The sequence below is a fragment of the Methylosinus sp. is20ea genome (assembly GCF_059718135.1).
The window spans coordinates 1,558,783-1,575,687 of record NZ_AP046088.1; the positions used below are offsets into that span (position 1 = coordinate 1,558,783).

At 68.3% G+C, this 16,905-nt stretch carries 10 protein-coding genes and 1 tRNA gene; 2 read left to right on the forward strand and 9 right to left on the reverse strand.

The window, feature by feature from the left end; all coding sequences use genetic code 11:
• Window positions 1-84 precede the first annotated feature (84 nt).
• Entirely contained in the window at window positions 85-8,151 is an 8,067-nt protein-coding gene (locus AC6IY7_RS07155; RefSeq protein WP_497782372.1) for an apolipoprotein A-IV repeat region-like domain-containing protein, read from the reverse strand.
• 374 nt (window positions 8,152-8,525) lie between these two features.
• Here AC6IY7_RS07155 and AC6IY7_RS07160 point away from each other — a divergent pair, with 374 nt between their 5' ends.
• Window positions 8,526-8,927: an Hpt domain-containing protein gene (locus tag AC6IY7_RS07160; protein ID WP_497782373.1), complete on the forward strand. Its 402-nt coding sequence runs from the start codon at window positions 8,526-8,528 to the stop codon at window positions 8,925-8,927.
• 7 nt (window positions 8,928-8,934) lie between these two features.
• Here AC6IY7_RS07160 and AC6IY7_RS07165 read toward each other — a convergent pair whose 3' ends face one another.
• The 5 genes from AC6IY7_RS07165 to AC6IY7_RS07185 all read right to left on the reverse strand — a co-directional run bounded on the left by AC6IY7_RS07165 (window position 8,935) and on the right by AC6IY7_RS07185 (window position 12,850).
• Window positions 8,935-9,162, reverse strand: a complete 228-nt coding sequence (locus AC6IY7_RS07165) for a hypothetical protein (RefSeq protein ID WP_497782374.1) — start codon at window positions 9,160-9,162, stop codon at window positions 8,935-8,937.
• 109 nt (window positions 9,163-9,271) lie between these two features.
• Window positions 9,272-10,339: an SGNH/GDSL hydrolase family protein gene (locus AC6IY7_RS07170; RefSeq protein WP_497782375.1), complete on the reverse strand. Its 1,068-nt coding sequence runs from the start codon at window positions 10,337-10,339 to the stop codon at window positions 9,272-9,274.
• A gap of 49 nt (window positions 10,340-10,388) precedes the next feature.
• Window positions 10,389-11,138, reverse strand: coding sequence for a class I SAM-dependent methyltransferase (locus AC6IY7_RS07175; protein ID WP_497782376.1), 750 nt, complete (start codon window positions 11,136-11,138; stop codon window positions 10,389-10,391).
• A 341-nt stretch (window positions 11,139-11,479) separates the two neighbouring features.
• A tRNA-Leu gene (locus AC6IY7_RS07180) sits at window positions 11,480-11,564 on the reverse strand.
• A 194-nt stretch (window positions 11,565-11,758) separates the two neighbouring features.
• Entirely contained in the window at window positions 11,759-12,850 is a 1,092-nt protein-coding gene (locus AC6IY7_RS07185; RefSeq protein WP_497782801.1) for a linear amide C-N hydrolase, read from the reverse strand.
• A gap of 345 nt (window positions 12,851-13,195) precedes the next feature.
• Between AC6IY7_RS07185 and AC6IY7_RS07190 the strand changes: the two genes are divergently transcribed.
• A complete protein-coding gene (locus AC6IY7_RS07190; protein WP_497782377.1) occupies window positions 13,196-14,806 on the forward strand; it encodes a L,D-transpeptidase family protein in 1,611 nt (536 codons plus the stop codon).
• A 71-nt stretch (window positions 14,807-14,877) separates the two neighbouring features.
• Here AC6IY7_RS07190 and AC6IY7_RS07195 read toward each other — a convergent pair whose 3' ends face one another.
• The 3 genes from AC6IY7_RS07195 to fabI all read right to left on the reverse strand — a co-directional run bounded on the left by AC6IY7_RS07195 (window position 14,878) and on the right by fabI (window position 16,735).
• On the reverse strand, window positions 14,878-15,213 hold the full coding sequence (locus AC6IY7_RS07195) for a type II toxin-antitoxin system YafQ family toxin (protein ID WP_497782378.1): 336 nt from the start codon (window positions 15,211-15,213) through the stop codon (window positions 14,878-14,880).
• Complete coding sequence (locus tag AC6IY7_RS07200; RefSeq protein ID WP_497782379.1) at window positions 15,182-15,463, reverse strand: type II toxin-antitoxin system RelB/DinJ family antitoxin; 282 nt, start codon at window positions 15,461-15,463, stop codon at window positions 15,182-15,184. Before AC6IY7_RS07200 ends, AC6IY7_RS07195 begins: the two co-directional genes overlap by 32 nt.
• A gap of 393 nt (window positions 15,464-15,856) precedes the next feature.
• A complete protein-coding gene (gene fabI, locus AC6IY7_RS07205) occupies window positions 15,857-16,735 on the reverse strand; it encodes an enoyl-ACP reductase FabI (protein WP_497782380.1) in 879 nt (292 codons plus the stop codon).
• Between the last annotated feature and the right edge of the window lie 170 nt (window positions 16,736-16,905).

The following is a 16,905-nucleotide window of genomic DNA, read 5'->3' on the forward strand; positions in this document are numbered from 1 at the left end:
TGGATTACGGATTACGAGATACCGATCACGGCGCTATGGCTCGCCCTCGGCGCCGGTTTTTTCGGCGCCGAGGGCGGGGGAGCGTCATTCGAAACGGCCCGCCGCGTGACCGAGCATGGTGTAGACCTTGCCGGCGTCGGAGACGAGATAGCCGCGCGTCAGCGCGCCCTCGCGATCATTGCGGCTGGTCTCGGCGACGAGCCGCTCGAACTCCTGGACATAATGATCGACGGTGGCGTGGAAGTCCGGATCGACGCGGTAGCGACGGCGGATCTCCTCATAGGTCTGCTGGCCCTGGGCCGTGTAGAGCCGACGGCTGAACTTGCCTTTCTCGCCGCGCTGGAAGCGATCCCAGAATTCGCTCACCGCGCCATGGTCGACCATGCGGGCGATATCGAGCGTGAGATTGTCCAGCGCGCCGGCCGCCTTGGCTCGGCCGGCCGTGGTGTTGGCGCGCGGCGCGGGCGCGGCGGGCGCTTCGTCTCGCGAGGCGCGCGCCAATAGATCGGTGAGCCAGCCGTCCTCGGTGGCGGCGGCCGGCGTCCGCCCCGGGGGAGCCGGCGGCGGGGGCGGCGGCGGAGGCTGCATCGGCCGCACGACGCGTTGCGGCTCCTCCCGCGGGGCGCGGCTCGTCCAGCTCGGCTCGGGCGCGCGCGGCGCGGGGGGAGCGACCGGCGGCGCGGGGGGCGGCGGAGCCGGCGCGGCGGCGGCCGGCGGCGGGGCCTCGAAGCTGCGGCGCGGCGGAGCGGCCGGCGCGGGGGCGGGCTCCGCTATGTCATAGGCGCGGCCCGAGCGCGCGACGATGTCGGTCAGCTCGTTGAGCGCCTTCACCTGCTCGCCGACCACGCGGCGCAGCGCGGCGGCCTGCTCGGCCGTCTCGCGCGGCAATTCGGTGGCGCCGCGACGCACTTCGGCGCGCGTCTGCTCGAGCTCGCTCTGGATCTGCAACGACATGCCGCGGATCTCGGTCGCGGCGGCGGCGAATTTCTCCGTCGCCCGGCCGAAAATATCCGCCAGCTCGTCATTGGCCTGCTCATAGGCCGAACGCAGCGCCGCGGCGGTCTCCTCGCGCTCCCGCGACGCGGCCTCGCGCACGGCGCCGAAACGCTCGTCGACGAGCTCGGCCGTCTCGGTCGTCGCCTGGGCGATGAAGCCGCCGACATCGCGAGCGCGCTGCTCGACGCGGCGGAAATTCTCCTCGACGAGGCCGGAGAAGGCGGCGACGGTCTCCTCGAAGTCCTTGCGCTTGTCCTCGACGAGCAGCACCAGGCTCTCCAGCGAGCGGCGGCGCGCATCGAGCGCGGCGTCCAGCTCGGACTGGCTCTGCGCCAGCCGCTCGGCGCTCTGCGTCAGGCTCTGCTGATGCGTCTCCATCGCGCCGACGACCGAGCCGGCGTCGCGCATCACGCCGCCCGACACTTCGCCGATCTGCGCGATATGTTGTCCGACCGTCTCGATCGCGCCCTGGAACTCGCGCAGCTTGCCGCCGAGCTCTCTGTCGAGATTGGCGAGATTGCCGCCGGCCGCCGAAATGATCGTCTGCAGCGAGGAATTGGTCGCGCCGAGCCGATCGAGCACCTCGGGCAGCTCGGAGCGCAGCTTCTCATTGACGTCGAGCAGCGCCCGCACGGAGCCTTCGGCGCCGTCGGTGAGCGCCTGCTTGAGTTCCTGAGTGGACTGGTCGATCGCCGCCGCCAGCTCGACGCGCTTCTCGCCGAGATGCTGCACGATGGTCGAGCCGCGGCTCTCGATCGCATGGGCCACCAGCTCGCCGACATTGGCGAGCTCACGCGTCACCTCGCCGCCGCGGTCGCCGAGCGTGGCGTGGATCTGGGTGAGCCGCTGCTCGAGCGTCGAGCTGATCTCGCCGACGCGCTCGGTGAGCGCCTGGCCGAGATCGCCGGTGCGGGCGTGCAGCGTAGTGTCGAGATCGCGCCGCGCCGAGGCCAGCGTCGCGTTGATCTCCTCGATGCGGGCGTTGATCGTCTCGACGACGACGCGGCTGCGTTCGCCGATCTCGCCGGAGACCGCGTCCAGGCGGCCGACGACATTGTTCTCGAAGACGCCGATGCGGCCGTCCAGCGTGCCGGCGATCTCTTCCGCGCGGCCGCCGAGCGTGGCGTTGATCTCCTCCGCCTTGGAGGAGAGCGTCTCGGTGAGCTGGGTCGAGCGGGCGAGCAGCACCGCATCGATATCCTTGACCTTCTCGTCGAGCGAGCGAATGACCTCGCGGCCGCCCTCGCCCATCGCGCGCGCCACTTCGACGGCGTGGCGGGCGAGCGTGTCCTGGAACGCCTTGCCCGCCGATTCGAGCCCGGAATCGACGCGGCCGACGAGCGCGTCGATGCGGTCGGCGGCCTGACGCGTGCGGGCGTTGGACACGGTCTCGAAGCTCTCGATCTTCGAGGACATGACCGCGGCGATCTCCTCGGCGCGGGCGCCGAGCAATTCGACCAGCGCCGTGCCGTCGCCGGAAATCGTCTTGTCGATGGCCGCGAGCCGCTCGCCGACATCCTCCGACAGGCGCTGCGATTGATCGCCGATGCGCGCCGCGATCTCGTCGGCGCGCTCCGCCAGACGATCGGCCAGCGCGCCACCCTCCTGGACGATGGCCGAATCGACCGCCGCCAGACGCTCCGCCAAAGTCGTCGCGAGCTGCTGCGCATGTTCGCCGATCTGCGCGGCGATCTGGCCGCCCTGATGGCGCAGCCGCTCGTCGAAAGCCGCGAGCTGATCCTCGACGCCGCGCGTGACGCCGTCGCCGCTCGCCGCCAGCGCCGCGACCAGCGCGCCGCCCCGATCGACGATCGACGTATCCACCGCCGACAGCCCCTCGGCGAGCGCCGCCGCGAGCTGCTGCGAGCGTTCGCCGATCTGCGCCGCGAGCTCGCCGCCGTGATAGCGCAGCCTTTCGTCGAAGGCCGCGAGCTGATCCTCGACGCCGCGCGCGACGCCGTCGCCGCTCGCCGCCAGCGCCGCGACCAGCGCGCCGCCCTGATCGATGATCGTCGTGTCGACCGCCGCAAGCCGCTCGGCGAGCGCCGCGGCGAGCTGCTCGGAATGTTCGCCAATCTGCGCGGCGAGCAGATTGCCGCGATTGCGCAGCGCCTCGTCGAAAGCCGCGAGCTGCTCGCCGACGTCGCGGCTGAAGCCCTCGCCATTGGCGGCGAGCGCCGCCACCAGCGCGGCGCCTTCGTTGACGATGGTCGAGTCGACCGCCGCCATGCGGTCGGAGAGCTCCGCCGCGAGCTGCTGCGAATGCTCGCCGATCTGCGCCGTGAGCTCGCCGCCGCGATTGCGCAGCGCCTCGTCGAATGCCGCCAGCTGCTCGCCCACGTCGCGCGTAAAACCCTCGCCATTGGCGGCGAGCGCCGCCACCAGAGCCGCGCCCTCGTTGACGATGGTCGAATCGACCGCCGCCAGACGATCGGAGAGCTCCGCCGCGAGCTGCTGCGAATGCTCGCCGATCTGCGCCGTGAGCTCGCCGCCGCGATTGCGCAGCGCCTCGTCGAATGCCGCCAGCTGCTCGCCGACGTCGCGCGTAAAACCCTCGCCGTTTGCGGCGATCGCCGCCACCAATGCGGCGCCCTCGTTGACGATGGCCGAGTCGACCGCCGCCAGACGGTCGGAGAGCTCCGCCGCGAGCTGCTGCGAATGCTCGCCGATCTGCGCGGCGAGCAGGCCGCTATGCGTGCGCAAGGTCTCGTCGAAAGCCGCCAGCTGCTCGCCGACGTCGCGCGAAAGCCCGTCGCCGCTCGCGGCGAGCGCGGCCACCAGCGCGCCGCCCTGGTCGATCGCCATCGCCTCGAAAGCGGCGATGCGGAAGGCGAGCGCCTCCTCTATGCGTTCGCCCTGGGTGGCGATGGCGAGAGCCGCCTCGCTCGCCGTGGCGGCGAAACGCTGCTGCAGCGACGCCGATTGCTCGGCGAGCGTCGTCGCGACTTCGGCGACGCCCTGGGTGAGGCCGGCGCGCAGCTCGGCGCCGCCGACGGCGAAGGCCGTCTCGGCGCGGCTCTGCGTCTCCTCCAGCGTGCGCGACACTTGCGCCGTGGCTTCCTCCAGCGCGTCCAGCCGATTGACCAGCACGCCATCGACCCATTCGGCCTGCTCGGTGACGCGGGCGACGACGTCGCCGCTCTGCCGCGCGACCTGATCCTCGAAAGCGGTGAGCCGCTCGGACAGCACCGAGGCGATGCGGTCCGACTGCTCGGTGACGCGCGTCGCGACCTCGTCGCCATGGCGCACGACGGTCTCCTCGAAGGCCGCGAGCCCCTGCGACAGAAAGGCGCCGATCTCGTCGCCACGCTCGACGAGCCGCAGCACGGTCTCGTCGCTGCGGCCGGCGATGCGCTCCTCGAAAGAGGCGAGCCCTTCGGCAATGGCCGCGCCGACCCGCTCGCCCTGCTGCAGGAACCGAGACGCGGTCTCCTCGCTCTGCTGGACGACCTGCTCGCGGAAGGCCTCGAGCCCGCCGGCGACGGCCGCTGTCGCGCGCTCGCTCTGCTCCTCGAGGCTCGACAATGTCGCCTCGTGCTGCTGCGCGAGGCGATCCTCAAAGGCGGCGATGCCTTCCGCCACGGCGAGGCCCAGCGCTTCGCCATGGGCGGAGAGCCGCGCCGCGGCCTCGTCGCTCTGGCCGAGCACGCGCGTCTCGAATTTGGCGAGTCCTTCGGTGACGATGCCGCCGATCGTGTCGCCATGCGCGACGAGGCGCTGCGCCACATCCTCGCCATGTCCGACGATGCGCGACTCGAAGGCGGCGAGGCCCTCGGCCACGGCGACGCCGATCGAATCGCCATGAGCGACGAGGCGTTCCGCCGCCTGCTCGCCCTGGCCGACCACGCGCTCCTCGAAAGCGGCGAGGCTCTCGGACACAGTGGAGCCGATCGCATCCGCATGGGCGACGAGACGATCCGTCACTTCGGCGCTATGGCCGGTCACCCGCTCCTCGAAGGCCGCGAGGCCTTCCGAAACCGCCGCGCCGATGGCGTCGCCATGGGCGACGAGACGATCCGCCACCACCTCGCTGTGGCCGATGACGCGCGCCTCGAAAGCCGCGACGCCCTCCGAAACCGACAGGCCGATGCGCGCGCCTTCCTCGATGAGGCGCTCGGCCGCCGCGACGCCCTGTCCGGCGACGCGCTCCTCGAAAGAGGCGAAACCTTCGGCGACCGCCGTCCCAATGGCGTCCGCATGGGCCGCGAGCCGGGCCGCGACATCCTCGCTCTGGCCGGCGACCCGCTCCTCGAAGGCCGCCAGACCCTCGGTGACGGCGGCGCCGATCGTGTCGCCATGCGACACGAGGCGAATGGCGACATCCTCGCTGTGGCCGATGACGCGCTCCTCGAAAGCCGCCAGACCTTCCGCCACCGCCGAGCCGATCGCATCGCCATGCAGCACGAGACGCGCCGCCACATCCTCGCTGTGGCCGGTGACACGCTCCTCGAAGGCCGCGAGACCCGCAGCCACGGCGGAACCGATCGTCTCGCCCTGCGTCGAAAGTCGCGTCGCCGCCTCTTCGCTGCGGCCCGCGACACGCTCCTCGAAAGCCGCGAGGCCCGCGGCCACTGCCGCGCCGATGTCCTCGCCCTGCGTCGAGAGACGCGTCGCCACCTCTTCGCTGTGGCCGAGGACGCGATCCTCGAAGGCCGCCAGACCTTCCGCCACCGCCGAGCCGATCGCGTCGCCATGCAGCACGAGGCGCGCCGCCACTTCCTCGCTGTGGCCGGTGACGCGCTCCTCGAAGGCTGCGAGACCCGCGGCCACGGCGGAACCGATCGTCTCGCCCTGCGTCGAAAGTCGCGTCGCCGCCTCTTCGCTGCGGCCCGCGACACGCTCCTCGAAAGCCGCGAGGCCAGCGGCCACCGCCGCGCCGATCTCCTCGCCCTGCGCCGAGAGACGCGTCGCCACCTCTTCGCTGTGGCCGAGGACGCGATCCTCGAAGGCCGCCAGACCTTCCGTCACCGCCGAGCCGATGGCGTCGCCATGCAGCACGAGGCGCGCCGCCACTTCCTCGCTGCGGCCCGCGACACGCTCCTCGAAGACCGCGAGGCCGGCGGCCACTGTCGCGCCGATCGTCTCGCCCTGCGCCGAGAGACGCGCCGTCGCCTCCTCGCTGTGGCCGGTCACGCGCTCCTCGAAGGCCGAGAGACCCGCGGCCACCGCCGCGCCGATCTCCTCGCCCTGCGTCGACAAACGCGCCGCGACCTCTTCGCTGTGGCCCGTCACGCGCTCCTCGAAGGCTGCGAGGCCCTCCGCCACCGTTTGACCGAGACGCGCGCCTTCTTCGGCGAGATGCGCCGTCGCCTCGGCGCTGCGCCGAGCGACGCTCTGCTCGAATTCCGCGACACCCTGCGTTAACACTGCGCTGATCTGCTCGCTCTGCTCCGCGAAACGCGTCGCGATCTCGCCGCCATGGACGATCACCGTCTCCTCGAAGGCGCCGAGCCGATCGGCCAGCGTCTCGGTGACGCGGTCGCCATGCGAAGCGATGGCCGCGATCGCCTCTCCGGCGACGGCGGCGAAACGCTCGTGCAGAGCGTCGGCTTGCTCGGTGAAAGCGCCGGCGCTTTCGGCCAGAGTCTGCGCGAAACGCTCGTGCAGGCCCGTCCCATGCGCCTCGAGCTCGCCGCGGGCGCGCTCGCGCGTTTCCTCGAGCAGCTCGGCGACGCGGTCGCCGGCGGTCTGGAAGGCCGATTCCGTCGCCGCCACCTTGTCGGCGAGCTGGGCGGCGAGATTTTCGGAGGCGATCAGCAGCGAGCGCTCGATGGCGCCGCCATGCGTCTCGATCGCCTCGTCGACGCGCCCGCTGGTCTCGGCGAGACGATCGACGAAACTGTCGCCGCGGTCGCCGACCGCCTGGACGAGATGGCCGCCGATGGAGTCGAGCCGCTCGACGACGGAGACGCCGCGCGACTCGAAATCGCCCGCGAGCGCTTCGCCGCGCTCCAGCAGACGGCGGTCCGCCTCGGCTATGCCGTCGGAGAAGCGGCGGGTGACCTCCTCGGAGGCCAGATTGAGGCTGGCGGCGATCGTCTCCCCGGCGACGGAGAGGCGCTGCACCATGTCTTCCCCGCGCGTCGAGAGCGTGGAGTTGAAGCCGTCGCCGACGCGCTCCAGCGCCAGACGAATCTCCTCGCCCTTGGAGCCGAGCGCGGCGGTCACGCGGCCGCCGGCCTCGCTCACCGTCTCGGCGAGATGGGAGGAGCTCGTTTGCAGCTCCGCCGACAGCGACTCGCGCGCGCCGAGCAGCGCCGTGCGGGCGTTGTCGGCGTTGACGAGAATCGCCTCGCGCTCGCGCGTCAGCTCGTCGATGAGCACGCGAATGCGGCGCTCGTTCTCGGAATAGGAGCGCTCGAGATTGGAGACCTCGGTGCGCACGATGATCTCGAGCTCGCTGGCCCGCGCCAGCGCGCGCTCTATGCCGTCGCCCATGGACGCGGCTTCGCGGCGGATTGCCTGCGAGAGCGTCACCATCTGCTCGGTGGCGATGGTCTCCGGCTCGATGAGGCGGATCGCCACCTCGGCCATGGAATTGGCGACCTGCTTCATCTCATGGGCGCGCCGCGCCATCACGCCGGTCACGAAGATGAAAACGATCGGCGCCAAAAGAGCGAGCAGCGTCAGCACCGGCTTGGGCGCGAGGAAGGAGCCGTTCTCGCGATCGAGAATCTCGCCCTGGTTGAAATACACGAACAAGGTCCACAGCATCGCCCAGGCGGCGATGGACAGGAACGTGTAGCCGAGAATGGCGGTGTTGGGACGCACCTGCAGCGCCGCGCGCAGCTCGCCGATCGTCTGCCGATCGTCATTGGCCGGCGCGCCGGCCGGGGCGACGGGCGGCTTGGCGGCGGCGCCACGGGCCGGCGGCGAGGCGGAGCCCTCGGCCGGACGGGCGCTCTCCCGAGCGCTCTCGCGCGCATCTTGTCGACGTGACGAGGGCAGGCTGAAGTTGAAGCCCGGGGCCGTCTTGGCCTGACCCTTGCCTTCGGCCTTATCGGCAGGCTTGGCGCCCGCATCGGCCGGCGACGCGGCTTTCTCACCCGCTTCCGTCACGGCCTCGGCGGCGGGCTCCACGCCCAGATTCAACGCCTCTTCGACCGCCGACAGCGCAGCGATAGCCGCGTCCTGGGGCTTGCCCGATTTCGCCATCGTCACCTCTCCGAGCGGTCATGGTTCCGCTTTATGACGCCGCTCACCTTACTTTGCCGTTCACATCGAGCAGAAAAGATTAACCAAATATTACCGCCGTCGGCGCGCAAATGAAACCGGGCCTCGCCGGCAATCGAAATCGTCGTTAACGCGACTGGAGGAAGATGCTTCGCGTTCAACCTCGAGCGGAACGAAACGGGCCATCTGGAGCTGGGCCGGAAACCGCGAGCAATGCTTACATAGAATTGATTCGAATGAGAATACGACGCCCGATTCGGCGCCGCGAGCGCAATCGCCGGCGCCGCTCGCGCGGGTGGGGCGCAATCCACAGGAAAAGCGCGGCTTTTCCCGCAGGCGCGGATCGGAGACGTAGAATGACGGATGGTGAGAACCCTCGAGCCGAGAAAGCGGCGCCCGAAGCGGGAGAACCGGCGATCGACTGGGCCTATCTTTCGCGGCAGACGATGGGCGACGTTGCGCTCGAAGCCGAGCTCCTGGAGCTGTTCGACGCCCAGGCGGCGGAATTTTGCGGAAAGCTGGCGGCGGCCGCCTCCGACAAGGCGCGACTCGATCTCGTCCACACGCTCAAAGGCGCGGCGCGCGCCATCGGCGCCTTCGCGCTCGGCGATGCGGCAGAAGACTATGAATCCGCCCTGGCCGAGGCTCGAGACACGGGAGCTCGAGACTCGCAGGCTCGGCTCGAGGCGCGCCTCGCCGAGGCGCGTCAAGCGATCTTCGCCCGGCAAGCAGTCTTCGCCCGGCTCGAGCGTCGCTGAGCTCGCGTCAGATCTGTCCGCCATCGATCGAGCGCACTTCGGCGGTCGAGGGCGCCCTTATGCTGGCGTTGAGCTTGCGCAGCATGATGAGGCACTGCTCCTTGACCTGCTCGTCGCGGACGGAATCGGCGACTTTTGCGAGGTGGCAGAAGGCGATGGCGCGCTGAGAGACGATGTCCTCATATTCGGAAGGGTCGCTCAGATCGACCGTGTGATCACTCGTCTCGTCGGACATGAATGGCAGGACCCTCTCTGGTTCAACGCGTCAGCGCGGCGGACACTGCCGTCCAATTGTGGTCGCCGCTTGGCCGAGGCCCCTAGAAGCCCCTGGTCTAGCGAGAGCTCTACTGCCAGCGGCTGAAACGGAGCAGGAAAAACCCCAGCCAGCGCCGCCAGAAGGACGGACGCCAGAACATGACTCCGGCGATCTGCAGCGTCTGCTCGGAGAAGGGCGCCTGCGGCTCCGCCGGCAGCAGCGCCTTGTCCTGAGGCAGGCCGGCCAGGGCGCTCTCTTCGTCGGGCATTGCGACCTCGAGATCGAATTCCGCCCAGGGCCGCCACCGGCAATAATGCAGAAGGATGAGATTGGGCACGATCTCGCGCATGCTCGATTGCGCCGTCCGGGCGAAGGCCCGCCCGCCGGCCGCGATGCGAAATATCCCGCTCGTCTCCGTCGAGCGCAGCATCAGCCCGGCGAGCCGGCCGCGGCCGGGCCAGCGGCTGGAGCCGGGCCGGGCGATCTCGAGAAAAGTCCCGGAGAAAACCGTCGCTGTGATGTCCAGGCTGCGGCAGCGGCCCTGCGGCTCGGCCGCCGTCGCCGGAACATAATCGAACATGGGCGTGTGCAACCGGCTGGCCCTCGGAACCGGGATTTCGCCGCGGGAAATGATCTTCGCCACCACTTGCGCGCAGCGCAGCGACGCCTCGGAAGTCAGATGATGGGCGTCCACGAAATCCTCGGAACGCTCGCCGCCGAAGATCGTCTCCAGCGTCACGCAGCGCGCCATTCCATGCGCTTTCGCGACGCCGTGATAGACGCGCTCGATGCGCCTCACGCAGGAGTAGATGCGCGCGCGTCCGGTCGGACGCGGACGAAGACACAAGAAAAGCAGCGGGACGCCGCGCTCCGCGCAATGCTGCGCGACGCTGGCGAGCGCGTCGTGAACCAGGGCCGTGGTCGCAAAGCCCGCATCGAGCAGGATAATGTCGTTGAGCGCATATTCGAAAACGACGAGATCGGGCGGCGCCTGCTCGCGCCGCTCCGCCTCCTGAAGGCGCGCGAGGCCATAGAGCGAGCCGACGGCGCCGAGAAACATATTGGTGATCTCATGTTCCGACATGAGCCCCTTCAATTGGGAGGCCCAGCCGAAATAGACGCCGGCGTTGGAGCCGCCGAGCAGCAGCACTCTCATATCGCCTTCCCGCCCCGCCTCTTGCTATCGGCTCGCGTGAGGCAGACCACTATGATTTGCGCGCGAAGATCGATATGGCCGGCCCGAAGAAATGGTCCGGATCGTCATGGGTGGTGCGAATATCGTCGAAGCCGAGCGCCCGCAGCGCCGCGAGCAGATCGTCCTTGTCGAGCCAACGATGATCGTCGCGCATGCCGCCGCAAAAGGCCGGATTGGCCTCCGCCTTGATATAGCTTCTGGGATAGGCCCGCACGGTGACGCCGTGAAAGGAATGCTCCTCGGGAAGATTCGACATGACGCTGCGCCGCGGATCGGAGAGCGGCATCGCATCCGACACGACATGCGTCCAGATGAACACCGCCGAGGCGCGCTGCGCGATGAGCTCGAGCAGGCGCAGAGGATCGTGCTGATGATACAGCACGCCGGAGGCGACGATCAGATCATAGCTCTTGTCGGTATGCTCCAGCCATTTGACGAAATCGCCGAGCCAGAAGCGCGCCTTCTGCAAGCGGAAGATTTCCTTGGCGACGAGGCAGCGCATGAAGGCGAGCTGATTTGCCTCCACCGCGTCGACCACCGCGCCGGCGCTCTCCAGCATATAGGTGTGGCCGGCCTCGAGCGGGCCGAGCTCCAGCACCTCGCGACCCTCGAGCGAGCCGAAACATTCGATGGCCCAGAAGATTCGCGCGTCATAAAAGGTCGGAACAATGCCGGCCTTCACATTATAGGCCTCGGGAAAAGCGGTGCTCCAACCTTCGATCGCGTCTATGGCGTTCTGATGCGTCGGAAGCGCGTCCACGTAACGATCGAATGTCGGCTCCTTTCGCTGAAAAATTTTCGCGAACCTGTCCCAATTGAATACGCGACCCGACATTTTTCGATTCCATGCTCTCTATCGACCGACCGCCGCTTCTCTCATTCGGCGTCGACGCTCGAGGTTCTACAATAGAAGCTGCGGCGGACGCGGGAATTCGTCCCGATCTTTGCCGGCCGGGCGCATTTTCCATCCGGCTCGGACCAGATGGGGCGACGACAGCGCTGGTCTTCCGATCGGGGGGGGGGAGGCTTTCGCCGACGTCGATCCGCGGCCGAGCGCCGCGCCGATAGCCGACCGATAAGGAGCCTCGAGGCCTCGAGACTTGGTGCGGTCGAGAGGACTCGAACCTCCACTGGTTGCCCAACTAGCACCTCAAGCTAGCGCGTCTACCAATTCCGCCACGACCGCTCCGGGGCGCCTCGATCGAGACCGAAGCTCCGGCAGGCGGCCCGTCTAACAAAAAGCCTCACCCGTGACAAGGCGTTCTCGACGTCCCGGGCCGGATTTTACAAAAAGCGGGGATCGGTTTTTCGATAAATCCGGCTTTCTCGGAAATCTTTTAGCCGGCGTTCGCCGACGCAGCGACGAACGCCGGCCGGGCCTCAATGTCGGGGAAATTCGACCGGAGCCGCCCTCGAGGAAGGTCGCAGCGGGGCCGCCCGCACGCTGCGGCCTTCGAGCTCGAGCTTCGTCAGATCGATGCTGCGCAGCGATTGATTATCATAGCTCTTCACATAATAGACACGCCCGGAGAGATCGGCGATCGACGACCATTGCGTGTATTCGAAGCGCGACGTCTCCTGCGGCGAAACGCGCACCAGCCCCATCGGAATGTCGAAATTATTGAGAATATGCTCGGCGAGGCGCACCGTCTCGGCGGCGTTCTTCTGCGGCTCGGCGGAGAGGGTGAGGCCCACCGCGCGCACGAAGCGCGAGGGCGGGGTCGGATCGCCGGGAACGCCGAGCAGGCCGGAGCCCGCGCCGAGCGGGGCGAATGACTCGCCGGCGATTTTCAGCGGCGGAGCGTCGACCGGCGAGAGCTTCACATAATTGCGCAGATTGGTCATATGCCAGTCGAAGGACGGGGCGTTGGTCATCACGCCGAGCGGATTGTCATAGACCTTCAGCCGGCCGCCGATCGGCTCGACGACGAGCGAGGCGCCGCTGGCGTCGTGCAGCGCATAGTGGAAGGGCGGCGTGATGCCGAGCGTCGGCTGGACGAGATCGACGATGGCGATCGTGTCGAGCGCGGCGCGCAGCTCGGCGACGCTGGCGAAATTGCCCAGCGCCCAGGTGAGGAAATCCCAGGGCGCGAGCGCATGGCGGTAATCGGCGGAATTGGGATCGGCGGTCGCGGGATCGGCATAGCCGGCGAAGCCCGGAAAATAGAGAATGCCGCCGGCGAGGCCTTTTTCGTTCAGCCCGTCGACGACGACCGGCAGGCCGAAGGCGTTGAGCCCGGCGATCGCATAGCGGGACTTCCAGCCCCAACTGGGCTTGCCCTCCGGCCCCGTCGCCCGCGCGGCGTAATGGCGCGGAATGACGATCGCCTCCGATTCGAGCGGAAAGCCGAACTCCAATGTGCGGCCATAGACGGGCGAGCCGTCGGCGGCCTTCAGCAGAAAGCTCGTACAGGCCCCGGCCGGCGCGAGCGCGAGCGCGAGAGCCAGCGGCAGCGCCGCCAGCCGCCCCAGCGCGTTACGAAACGAGGTCGCCACGATTTTCCTCTCCCCGAATCCCGCTCTTCCAGAATCATGCTCTCCCGGGATTTTCCGCTTCCGAAGAATCCACATCGACAAATAAGGCTCGATCCGGGGGCGGCGCACGCGGGGCGGACCAAAGACGCGAACGGCCTCGAGGCATTGTGGCGCGAACGCGGAAAAAGCGATGCAATTCTTCGTAAAGTGCGCCGGCGCATAGATGTCAGCCGATCGTTAACCAATAAGAGCAATGCAGGCGAGGGTGACGCTCTGTCCAGATCGGATGGGAGCGTTATCTGGTCGAGCAACGTGTTCGTGTGTGTCGGGAGTTTTCGCGTCATGTCGGAAGTCGCTGCTGTAGCGCGCAGCCGCAGGGTCTGCGTTCGCGCCTTTTCCGCGGTCTGCACCGCCGGCGTCTCCGCCGCCGCCGTCCTCGCCGCCGCCGTCGTCGTTCTGGAGGCGAGGCCCGCCGCGGCGCTGGGCTATTCCGCTTCCGACGCCGACGCCCCGAGGGCGCCGCGCAAGGGGCATGGCAAGCGGGCAAAATCCGCCGCCGACGCCAAGCCGAGCGAGACTGTGAGCCTCGCCCGGCCGCTCTTCGCCGTGGTGTCGCTCGGCGGCCAGCACATCTCCATCTATAATCACAATGGCCTCGTCGACCGCTCGACGATCTCCACCGGCGTGCCCGGCCATCCGACGCCGGAGGGCATGTTCACCATTCTCGGCCGCGAGCGCTTCCACCGCTCCAATCTCTATTCCGGCGCGCCCATGCCCTTCATGCAGCGCGTCACCTGGTCCGGCGTCGCCATGCACACGGGCCATGTGACCGGCCATCCGGCCTCGCACGGCTGCATCCGCCTGCCGGGCGCCTTCGCGCAGAAGCTCTGGGGCATGACGCGCATCGGCGAGCGCGTCGTCATCGCGCCCTATGATCTCTCGCCGACGGAAATCTCGCATCCGGCGCTGCCCGCGCCGCTGATGCGCTCGCCCACGGAGGCCTCGGCGGCGACGCTCGCCGATACGGGGCTGCGCGACGGCTTCGCCGATGGCGGCTCCGCTCCGCTGCTCAATCCGCGGCGCTACGCCGAGCAGCTGAAAACCAAGGCCGCGGCCGATGCGGCGGCCGCCTCCAAAGCGGCGACCGAAGCCTCGCTCGCGCTGAACGCCAAGCGGCAGGAGGCAGCGCGCGCCTCGGCCGAGCTGAAATCCGCCGAAGCGGCCGAGGTCGTCGCACGCGCCAAGGCCGAAACCGCCGCCAAGGCGGCGGAGAGCGCCGCCGCCAAGCGGCAGGATGTCGCGACCGCAAAGCCGGAACTGCCCACCAACGATGGCGCGAGCCCGGCCGAAGCGGCGAGGACGAAGGCCGACGCCACCCTCGCCGAAGCCAAGACGCGGCTCGAGGCGGCCAGGACCGCCTACAATGCGAGCGACGCCGAATTTGTCGACGCCGCGCGCCGCTCCCGCGAGGCGGCGGAAGCCTCGGCCGCCGCGGCCAAGGCGGATAAGGACGCGCAATTGCGGACCGCGCCGATCTCCATTCTGGTGAGCAAGAAGAATCAGCGCATCTATGTGCGCCAGGGGCTGACGCCGATCTTCGAGGCGCCGGCGACGATCCGCGAGCCGGAGCGCCCGCTCGGCTCGCATCTCTATATCGCCACGGCGACGGGCGAGGACGGCGCGCTCAAATGGTCGGCTCTCTCCATGCCGCCGCGCATCGCGGAGGCGCGCGCCACCCATAAAAAGAAGGGCATGGTGGAGGAGCGCAGCGCAGCGCCCATGGGCCCCGCCTCCAGCGCCGCCGACGCTCTGGATCGCATCGAGCTCTCCGAGGAGGTGCGCCAGAAGATCGCCGACCGTCTTTGGCTCGGCGGCTCGATCATCGTCTCCGATCAGGGGCCGAGCTCGGAGACCGGCGCCGTCGGCACCGATCTCACGGTGAAGTTCCGCTGAGGGGCGGCTCCTCGAGCGTTTCGCGACGCTAAATTATGGAGCATCAGTGGACGCGCCGAGGACGCGACCGGCTACTCGTCGAAAAGGTCGGCATGCGCGCCGGCGCGAATGAACACGACGAGGCCGGCCTCGTCGCTATCGTCCACCTTATGGGCCAGCAGGAAATCGCCACCGATGTGGCATTCTCGGTAGCCCTTCCATTCGCCTTTCAACGGATGGTCGCGCCACTCCGGTCCGAGTGGGGCGCTATTGGCGATCAGCAGCAACATGGCCTCTTTGAGCCGGTTCATATCGAACCGACCGGAGCGCGACAGTCGTTCCCAATCTTTCCGGAACGACTTTGCATAATCTGCCGCGCGAGGCAGTTGCGCTCTCTTACTCGCCGCGGACTTTTTCAAGATCGGCAAACAATTCGCCGGCGGTGGCGAAGCGGCCGCGGCGAGTCCGGGCTATTTCTTCGGCCTCCGCCATGGCGGAACGCGTTTCGGCGTTGGGCGCCTTGAGTTCCAGCGGGAAGGCTTGCTCCGCCACGACTCGACGCAAGAACAGCCGCACGGCGTCGGAGACGGACAAGCCCATGGCGCTGAGCGCAGCCGTCGCTTGCGCCTTGGTTTCATCGTCCACTCGGACATGCAGCATGGAAGTGCGCGCAGCCATGTGTCTACCCCCTATTCGCCCGATAACGTATCTCAATTGAGATACGTTATCAACTGGCGTGGGGGAATTCCCTGGGCTCCGAATTCGGGTTAACGAGCAGACGTGTTGCAGCGTCATGGCCGCGCTCGTCGCGGCCATCCACGCCGCGACGACACGGAAAGCTGAGAACATGAGCGGCACAACGCCGCTTCGTCTCCCCGCGTGTTGCAATGTCCTGGCGTGGATGCCCGCGACAAGCGCGGGCATGACGTGGCTGTGTAGGGTTTGTCAACCTGGATTCGCAGCCCTGCGGGGACTCCCGCGCCACGACTCGAGGCTTTCGCGCATAGCCTGCGCATTCCCGAACGCGCGATTTCGCGCGCGTCGGGAACGACGGCCGTTACCGAATGAAGACTATTTCGTCTCGGTCGTATGCTGCGGCAGCAGGGCCAGCAGCGAGGCCATTTTCGGCGCGGCGCCCGGATTCATCATGCCCACCACATGATAGCCGGCGTCGACATGCAGCACCTCGCCGGTGACGCCGCGCGCCATGGGCGAGAGCAGATAGACCGCCGTCTCGCCCACTTCCTCGATCGTCACCACGCGGCGCAGCGGCGCATTATATTCGTTCCAGCGCAGAATATAGCGGAAGTCGCCGATGCCCGACGCCGCCAAAGTCTTGATCGGCCCGGCGGAAATGGCGTTGACACGAATATTCTTCTCGCCGAGATCGGCGGCGAGATAGCGCACCGACGCCTCCAGCGCGGCCTTGGCGACGCCCATCACATTGTAATGCGGCATCCATTTCTCGGCGCCGTAATAAGTGAGCGTGAGCAGCGAGCCGCCCTCGGTCATCAGCTTCTCGGCGCGCTGGGCGACCGCCGTGAAGGAGAAGCAGGAGATCAGCAGCGATTGCGTGAAATTCTCCGCCGTCGTGTCGACATAGCGGCCGTCGAGCTGATCCTTGTCCGAGAAGGCGAGGCAATGGACGACGAAGTCGATTCTGCCCCACATCTTCTCGACCTCGGCGAAGACGGCGTCGATCGTCTCCGGCTCGGAGACGTCGCAGCGGCCGACCACCGTCGCGCCGATCTCCGCGGCGAGCGGGCGAACGCGCTTTTCCAGCGCCTCGACCTGGAAGGTGAGGGCGAGCTGCGCGCCGGCGTCGGCCGCGGCCTTGGCGATGCCCCAGGCGATCGACTTGTTATTGGCGACGCCCAGCACGAGGCCACGCTTGCCGGCGAGAACGCCGCTGAAAATATTGCCGTTCGACGTCGGTTCCGGTTGCGACATGGGAGCAAAGGTCCATAAATCTGCGATCGAGAGGCGGGGTTCCGCCGCCTGTCGGCAACGCCGTTGGAGGGCTGCGCAAAACGCGCGCGGCTTTCGCGTGAGCTTGGCGCGCGAGCTGGGTATTTGGAGCGGTCCGACCGACCGGAGGCGTCTCCGGCCGCGCATGCGGC

Coding starts and splice junctions, on each gene's coding strand:
- AC6IY7_RS07190 (WP_497782377.1), top strand. CDS start 13,196: ATGTCGGAAGTCGCTGCTGTAGCGCGCAGCCGCAGGGTCTGCGTTCGC.
- fabI (WP_497782380.1), bottom strand. CDS start 16,735: ATGTCGCAACCGGAACCGACGTCGAACGGCAATATTTTCAGCGGCGTT.
- AC6IY7_RS07155 (WP_497782372.1), bottom strand. CDS start 8,151: ATGGCGAAATCGGGCAAGCCCCAGGACGCGGCTATCGCTGCGCTGTCG.
- AC6IY7_RS07165 (WP_497782374.1), bottom strand. CDS start 9,162: ATGTCCGACGAGACGAGTGATCACACGGTCGATCTGAGCGACCCTTCC.
- AC6IY7_RS07200 (WP_497782379.1), bottom strand. CDS start 15,463: ATGGCTGCGCGCACTTCCATGCTGCATGTCCGAGTGGACGATGAAACC.
- AC6IY7_RS07170 (WP_497782375.1), bottom strand. CDS start 10,339: ATGAGAGTGCTGCTGCTCGGCGGCTCCAACGCCGGCGTCTATTTCGGC.
- AC6IY7_RS07160 (WP_497782373.1), top strand. CDS start 8,526: ATGACGGATGGTGAGAACCCTCGAGCCGAGAAAGCGGCGCCCGAAGCG.